The organism is Frankia sp. CcMO1, from assembly GCF_977945845.1.
In genome coordinates, this window is record NZ_CDWTMG010000239.1 from 1 (window position 1) to 7,394 (window position 7,394).

The 7,394-nt window shown below is 70.1% G+C and carries 6 protein-coding genes and 1 pseudogene; 1 reads left to right on the plus strand and 6 read right to left on the minus strand.

Annotation, left to right across the window (positions count from 1 at the left end; genetic code table 11):
- Window positions 1-529: 529 nt before the first annotated feature.
- The 4 genes from AC08OU_RS20505 to AC08OU_RS20520 form a co-directional block, all read right to left on the minus strand.
- A complete protein-coding gene (locus AC08OU_RS20505; protein ID WP_476605578.1) occupies window positions 530-862 on the minus strand; it encodes a histone-like nucleoid-structuring protein Lsr2 in 333 nt (110 codons plus the stop codon).
- Window positions 863-1,496: 634 nt separating this feature from the next.
- Entirely contained in the window at window positions 1,497-3,017 is a 1,521-nt protein-coding gene (lysS, locus tag AC08OU_RS20510; protein WP_476605579.1) for a lysine--tRNA ligase, read from the minus strand.
- A gap of 149 nt (window positions 3,018-3,166) precedes the next feature.
- On the minus strand, window positions 3,167-3,313 hold the full coding sequence (locus AC08OU_RS20515) for a GPGG-motif small membrane protein (protein WP_476605580.1): 147 nt from the start codon (window positions 3,311-3,313) through the stop codon (window positions 3,167-3,169).
- Window positions 3,314-3,558: 245 nt separating this feature from the next.
- Entirely contained in the window at window positions 3,559-4,488 is a 930-nt protein-coding gene (locus AC08OU_RS20520; protein WP_476605581.1) for an ANTAR domain-containing protein, read from the minus strand.
- Between the two features lie 296 nt (window positions 4,489-4,784).
- Between AC08OU_RS20520 and AC08OU_RS20525 the strand changes: the two genes are divergently transcribed.
- On the plus strand, window positions 4,785-5,903 hold the full coding sequence (locus AC08OU_RS20525; protein ID WP_476605582.1) for a glycosyltransferase: 1,119 nt from the start codon (window positions 4,785-4,787) through the stop codon (window positions 5,901-5,903).
- A 102-nt stretch (window positions 5,904-6,005) separates the two neighbouring features.
- Here the strand turns inward: AC08OU_RS20525 and nadC are convergent, their stop codons facing one another.
- Together nadC and AC08OU_RS20535 are read right to left on the minus strand one after the other, a co-directional pair.
- Window positions 6,006-6,962, minus strand: coding sequence for a carboxylating nicotinate-nucleotide diphosphorylase (nadC, locus tag AC08OU_RS20530; RefSeq protein ID WP_476605583.1), 957 nt, complete (start codon window positions 6,960-6,962; stop codon window positions 6,006-6,008).
- A 2-nt stretch (window positions 6,963-6,964) separates the two neighbouring features.
- Window positions 6,965-7,394: pseudogene (locus tag AC08OU_RS20535) on the minus strand (L-aspartate oxidase); the annotation flags it as partial.

Below are 7,394 nucleotides of genomic sequence, written 5' to 3' on the forward strand. Positions count from 1 at the left end.
CAGCGCTCCTCGTGCGTTCGGGCGGGCGAGACGCGAGTCTCGATGTAACCCTATCGATGCTATCTGTGGCTACGGACAGAAACACCCTGCACTCGCACGGTGAGACCAGCCCAACTCCACATCGGCCAACGGGACGCTGACCTTTCGTGTTCCTCAGTACCCGCCCACCGGCCACGTGTTCGCTCCGGGCGGACACGCCCAGGGTCGATGCGACGTACGAGACTCGTGATGCAGTCGGGACCGACTCGGGCCCGATCGGAACGCCCAATCCACCATGATCGTGGACGATTCGGGCACGGGGCGCACCGAGCGGAGCAAATCGGGCAGCCCGCCCGATTTGGATGCGGGCGTGCCGAGCCGGAGGTGGAGGAGTTCCACCACGGAGCCGTGATCTCAGCCCTGATCTCAGAGCCTGTCCTGGGCAGGGTCTCAGGGTCTTGCGTGGCTCTCCTCGGGAATCCCCTGTCGCAGGAGTCCTTGATCAGAAACGGGCCCGGCCGCTCGGCCGGGCCCCGTTTCCATCGCCTGATCAGTGAGCGGCTTCGTAGGCGGACATCACCTCGGCCGAGACGCGGCCGCGGTCGCTCACCTGGAAGCCGTTGTCGCGCGCCCAGGCGCGGACATCCCCCAGGTCGGTCTTGACGGCCGACCTGCTCTTCGATGCTCCTCGCCGGCCACTGGCCCGCCCACCCGTGCGGCGTGCGTGCCCCACCCAGGGCGCGAGCGCCTCGCGCAGCGCTGTGGCGTTGCTCTCCGAGAGGTCGATCTCGTAGTTCACGCCATCCAATGCGAAGGAGACCGACTCCTCCGCCTCACCCCCGTCGATGTCATCGACGAGAATGACCTGAACCTTCTGGGCCATGAATTCTCCTGAAGCCACTGGTACCGGGCCGCCAAAGCCGCGGCCTAAGCGCTGTTGCCCGAATCATTGACTATGGCATTTGCGCGTGTCAACTGGACACGGCCGCCGCACAGTCAATTTCTCTATCGGTACCCACGAGGCTCCCCTTGACCTTTGTCGGTTTCTCACAAGGGTTCACCGGTTCGGCCTAGTCGCCCGGGCGGGCATCAACCTTCAGAACCCTCGTGACCGGCCTGAGACATTCGGGCCTGCGCAGCGCGTTCCGATCGGTCGGCCTGGATCATCGCCCGAACTGCCAGCCAGAAAAGGAACAACGTCCCGAGCGAGGGCACGATCGCCAGCACGAAGTTCACTCCTCCAGGGTAGACACCGTCGCGGGACGCGCCCCGGCGGGGTCCCTCCGCCGTGCCTTCACGTTCAATCCACGCGCCGCGGCAGGCGGGACGTAAGGAAGGAGAAACCCGAGAGCCTGTTTAGGAACTCAGCGCCGTAGCGAGCAAGGGCCCGGCGGGATGCACCGCAAGGCCGAGGAGGAGCCCGTGACGGAGCCACGGGCGACGACGACACCGCCCACCGGGATGCCGGGGCACGCCCTGCCCGCGCCCTGCCCGCACCCCCCTATCCGCGGAACCTCTTACTCGGGCTTCACCAGAGGGAACAGGATCGTCTCGCGGATCCCGTGCCCGGTGAGGGTCATCAGCAGCCGGTCAAGGCCCATGCCCATGCCGCCGGTGGGGGGCATGCCATACTCCATTGCCCGCAAATAATCCTCGTCCAGCCGCATGGCCTCGTCGTCACCGGCGGCCGACAGGCGCGCCTGGGCGAGGAACCGTTCGCGCTGGACGACGGGGTCCACGAGCTCCGAGTACGCGGTGCCCTGTTCCATGGACCGTATGTAGAGATCCCATTTCTCCGTGACGCCGCGCGTCGTCCGGTGCGCGCGGGTCAGCGGGGCGGTCTCCTCGGGATAGTCACGCACGAACGTCGGTTCGTACAGCCCCGGGACGACGAGCACCTCGAACAACTCCTCGGCCAGCTTTCCCGGCCCGTAGCGTTCTAGAACCTGCACATCGTGCTTCTCCGCGAACGACACCAATCGTTCTCGCGGCGTATCGGGACCGATCTCCTCACCCAGAGCGGCGGACAACGAGCCGTACACGGTGGTCTGCGCCCACTCACCGCCCAGGTCGTATTCCGTGCCGTCCGCGAGCGTGACAGTGGTCGATCCGTGCACAGCGACCGCGGCCTCCTGCACGAGTTCGCGCGTCAACGTAGCCATGGAGTTGTAGTCCGCATACGCTTCGTAAGCTTCGATCATCGTGAACTCGGGCGAGTGCGAGGAGTCGGCGCCCTCGTTCCGGAAGTTCCGGTTGATCTCGAAGACCTTGTCGATTCCTCCCACAATGCACCGCTTGAGAAAAAGCTCCGGGGCGATGCGCAGGTACAGGTCGATGTCGAAGGCGTTCATGTGCGTCGCGAAGGGCCGCGCGGTCGCACCTCCGTGCAACACCTGGAGCATCGGCGTCTCAACCTCGAGGTAGCCGCGCCGGTGGAAGGAATCCCGGAGTGAACGCATGACGTCGGCCCGGACCCGGACGATCTCACGCGCCTGCTCGCGTACGATCAGATCGACGTATCTCTGCCGGACCCGCGTCTCCTCGGACAGTTCCTTGTGCAGAACGGGCAGCGGGCGGAGCGCCTTTCCGGCCATGACCCAGCTCGCGGCCATCACGGAAAGCTCACCGGTGCGCGAGGAGAGCACTTCTCCGTGGACGGCGATGACGTCGCCGAGGTCGACGTCCGACTTGAAGGCCGCCAGCGATTCCTCCCCGACCGCCGCCTGGGAGAGCATGACCTGCAGCCGCGTGCCGTCCCCGTCCTGGAGCATCGCGAAGCACAGCCGGCCCTTCGTCCGCAGGAAGACGACCCGGCCGGCGACGGTCACGACCTCGCCGCTGCTCTCGTCCGCCTGAAGTTCCCCGTACGCGGCGCGGATCTCGCCGAGCGTGTGGGTCCGGCCGACGTCCACGGGATAGGGCTCGACGCCGCCGGACAGGAGCCGTTCGCGCTTCTCCCGCCGGACGCGCATCTGTTCCGGCAGGTTCTCGGCGTCGTCCCGTGGCGCCGCGGCGCCCGTCGGCGGCTGTTCAGTCACGACGTCAAAGCGTAGAGCCTGCATTCATGGGTCCGTGCCGTGGCAAGCAACAGGCGCTCGGGCGTGGGACGAGGGCGAAGGCCCACCCCCGTGACCGACCACGCCGGCGACGGGGGCGAACCCTCTGGGCCTGCTGGCCGGCCGCGCGTCTACACGTTGAAGACGCTCACGCCTCCCGGACCCACGAGAAGGCCCACGATGATCAGGACGGCACCCCAGAGGACCTCTCCCCGGAGCAGGGACACGATGCCGGACACCACCAGCACGACTGCAACGAGCCACAGCAACAGGGCCATCTCAACCTCCACCAGCGAGGATCCAGGCCACCGTCGTGACCCGCTTCATAGACGCTAGCCAGGATTGTGATCTATGCACCTCGAGTCGTATCTGCTCGTTCGGACTCGCCCGCTCGCCGACCTCGGTCGCCTTTCGGAGGCTGTCTTGGAGTTCCGCGCCGTAGCGAGGAGCCGCCCGGGGTGGTGCTCCGGTGTGCCCGGCGGAGTGCCCTCGGTCCAGACACGGCCCGCGGCCGCTACCTCGCTCACGGAAGAGGCATCCGAGGGAGCTCGGGTGCGCTCGAGCCGGTCGTCCTGCCGCTGGGCAGATACTGGCCGGCGGTGAGGGCGGCCCAGACCCGGGCGGCCACCTTCCGGTCGGTGGCGGTCGGGTGCACCACGAGCTCGGGATCCTCGGGGTGCTCCGCCTCCGCACCGCTCACGTGTTCCACGAGCGCCACGGCGAGGGACCGCAGCCGGACGTTGAAGTGCTGACTCGCCCGCGACAGGGTCTCGAACGCCGCCGAAGAGTCGGTACCCACGGCCCCCATGATCAGGCCCTTGGCCTGCTCGATCACCCGGCGGTACTGGTTCATCTGCACCATCTGCTCGGCGAGCAGTTCCTCACCGGCGCAGTACTCCACGACCGCGAGCGCCTGGGTCAGCACCGGCTCGTGCCGGTCGATCTCCTGGAGGGTGGCCGGCTCCGGCACCCGGTCCAGGTACACCGACAGGACGACCGGCAGCTCACCGCCCCACTCCCCGCTGGAGAAGACGGCACCGCGGACGGCGTCGGCGACGTGGGCGGCCTCGCCGCCGGCCTTCTCCATGCCGAGTATGTGGCGGCCGCTCGCCGGCTCCGCCGCACCACCTCCGTGAAACGTCCCGAGGCCGATCGGGGGCCCGGCCTCGAAACTGATCTGCAGAGCTTCGTCGATCTCCGAGGCGCTGTCGCGCTCGAGGTCGGGGACGACGACGACGCGGCCGCTGCGGAAGGCGTCCCAGATCGGACCGGTGGTGCCCGACCACTGCCCAGGATCCAGGTCCGTGGCCACGCCGACGGCCGCGGTGGAATGCGGGGCGCCGTCCTCGCCGCCGGCGATGCTCAGGCCGGCTCCGATCGCGCCCGGGACCGCGTCCATCGTGTATGTCAGCAACCGGGTCAGCAGTTGACGACCGAATTCCCTCGCGCTCACCGGGGTCCCCTCCTTCGTGTCCGGCCACGTCGTGCCGACGGGCCATTGCGGGCCCTGTACCCGACCGGATCCGTCCGTACCGTCACCGCTCGCAGCATCAGCGCTCGCCGCGCGGATCGCGATCTCAGATGGCACCCTTGGACGACGGAGATCGAGCGTCCGGCCCGATCCGGGCGGTCACGGAACACCCCGGCGGGGGTCTGATGGAGGGGATGACCACTATGGTGACGCTGTCGCCCAGCAGCGGAGCGACCCCAGCGTCGAACGGCGATCGCCGCCAGTCGCGAACGGCTGCCATGTCTCCGTCCCGCCGTCGTCGCCGCGCCAGCCCGGAGTGGGAAGGTCGCGAGATCATCACCGTCGCGGCGTTGCCCGGCCGTGGCCTGTACGTACGTCACCTTGGCCATCCCGAGGGCGTGGACGGTGTGCACCGCCCCACCGTGCCCCCACCGGGCGCCGCCCCGCGGCCGCCCGCCCAGTTCGACAAGCATTGGCTCGCAGCGCATCTGGACGACGTCGACGTCGTCCACGTGCACGGCGTCCCGGCGCGGATGGGCACGACCGAGGTGAAGGAGGCCGTCGACGTCGTCCGCGAGTCCGGCACACCCCTCGTCGTGACCGCCTACCACCTCCACGACCCCTCGGGCGCCGAGACGGAGCACTACGCGGAGCAGCTCGAGGTCCTGGTGAAGTCCGCGGACGCGCTGGTGACGCTGACGGCGTCCGCCGCGGACGAGCTGCGGGCGCGGTTCGGCGTGGAGGCGGCCGTCCTGCCGCACCCGCACGTGGTGGACTTCGTGCGCATGCGCCGGGTGCACCCGCCGCAGCGCCGCGGCCCCTGGCTGGTGGGCACCCACCTCGGCAGCATGCGGATGCCGGGGGACCCGCTGTCCTTCGTCGGGGCGCTCGCCACCGCCGCCACCGACGTGAAGGACGTGCGGCTGATCGTCCACCTGCACGAGCACCTGCGCGATCCGGACTCCTCCCGCTACGCGCCGGCGACCGTCAGCGCGATCCAGAAGGTCGTGGAGGCCTCGGGTGGCGTCCTCCGTACGCACCGGCCGATGACGGACTCCCAGCTGTGGGACCACCTGTTCTCGCTCGACGTGTCGGTCGTGCCGTCCCTGTACGGGTCACACTCGATCTGGCCCGAGGCGTGCCACGACCTCGGTACCCGGCTGGTGCTGCCCGCCGGTAGCCATGCCGCGGCGCAGCGCCCGTCCTTCACGTACGCGACCGAGGACGGCGCCGCGGGCTCGGCGGCACCCGACGTCGCGAGCATCCGGCAGGCGCTGCTGGCGGCCAGGTCGCAGGAGACGCCGTGGCGGGCCGACCCCACCGAGCGCTGGAAGGAGCGGGTGGGGATCGCCGAGTCGCTGCGCAACCTCTACGAACGGCTGATCGGGATGACCTGACACGGCGTCGCCGTGGCGAGGTTCGCCCACGTTCTGGGCGTGCTCAAACGTTTCCGCGCGGCCGGATCACACCGATTGCGTGGGCAAACCTTGGTGAGTGCGTCAGGCCAGGTCGAGCGCGATGTCCAGCACCGGCGACGAGTGCGTGAGCGCGCCGACCGAAAGGTAGTCGACGCCGGTATCCGCGTACTCCCGGGCGACCTCCAGCGTCAGCCCCCCGGTCGCCTCCAGCTCCACCGTCGACGGTGCCGCGGCCCGGGCCTTCGCCACGGTTTCGGCCAGGACGTCGGCCCCCATGTTGTCGCACAGCAGGAACCGGGCGCCGGCAGTCACCGCCTCGACGGCCTCCTCCGGCGTCGTCACCTCGACCTGGACGTCCACACCCGGGAAGCGCTCCGTCACCGCCACGAACGCCGCCGTGATCGAACCGGCCGCGATCTTGTGGTTGTCCTTGATCATGGCGACGTCGTAGAGGCCCATCCGCTTGTTCGTGCCGCCGCCGCACCGCACCGCGTACTTCTCCAGCATGCGCAGCCCCGGCGACGTCTTGCGCGTGTCGAGCACGCGGGCCCCGGTCCCCTCCAGCGCGTCCGCCCACGACCGCGTGTGCGTCGCCACCCCCGACACCCGCGAAAGGAGGTTGAGCGCGGTCCGCTCGGCGACCAGGAGCACCCGGGTCCGGCCGCGCAGGACGGCGATCACGTCGCCGCGCCGCACCCGGTCGCCGTCCCGGCACAGGACGTCGGCGTACGGCACCGGCAGGCCGAGCCACGCCGCCACCTCGGCCAGGACCACGGGCAGCAGCGGCAGCCCGCCCACGACCCCGTCGCCGCGGGCCACCATATGCGCCTCCCCCTCGGCCTCCTCGGGGATCGTCGCCTCGGTGGTGATGTCGTGTCCGGCCGTGCGGTGGCCGCGGTCCGGCCGCCCGCCGAGATCCTCGTCGAGGGCCCGCAGCACGAGGGCGCGCACCCAGGCGGGATCGAAGCCGGCTTCTACCAGGGCCTCACGCACCCCCGGTTGCCACGCGGTGCGCGGCTCGTCGAGCCACCGATGCACGTTCACTCCTTCGAGACCTCCTGACCCGCCTCCTGACCCGCCTCCTGACCCGCCTGCCGGCCCGCCCGCCGACCCACCTGCCACGGCAACGCCGGCCCACCGGCCAGGGGCGCGAACGACGTCGTCAACACGCCGTCGTCGTCGACCCGGCTGACCAGCCGTCCCCGCCAGCCGGCGTCCTCGCCCGGGAAGTCCTCCCGGAAGTGCCCCCCGCGGGTCTCCTCCCGCAGCGCCGCGACCCAGGTCAGCGCCGTCGCGACGGTGTGCAGGTTGGTGGTCTCCCATTCGGCCAGACCCGGGACGGCGGGGCGGTCGAGCGCGCCCGCGTGCCGGTGCGCGTCGTCCGGGAGGTCCGCCAGGACGCCGGCCGCCGCCGCGAGCGAAGCCGCGGACCGGATCACGCCCGGTCCCTGCGTGGCCGCCCTCTGGACC

Excerpts from the sequence above, each read along its gene's own strand:
- AC08OU_RS20505 (WP_476605578.1), bottom strand. The coding sequence starts at position 862 with ATGGCCCAGAAGGTTCAGGTCATTCTCGTCGATGACATCGACGGGGGT.
- AC08OU_RS20515 (WP_476605580.1), bottom strand. The coding sequence starts at position 3,313 with ATGGCCCTGTTGCTGTGGCTCGTTGCAGTCGTGCTGGTGGTGTCCGGC.
- AC08OU_RS20525 (WP_476605582.1), top strand. The coding sequence starts at position 4,785 with ATGTCTCCGTCCCGCCGTCGTCGCCGCGCCAGCCCGGAGTGGGAAGGT.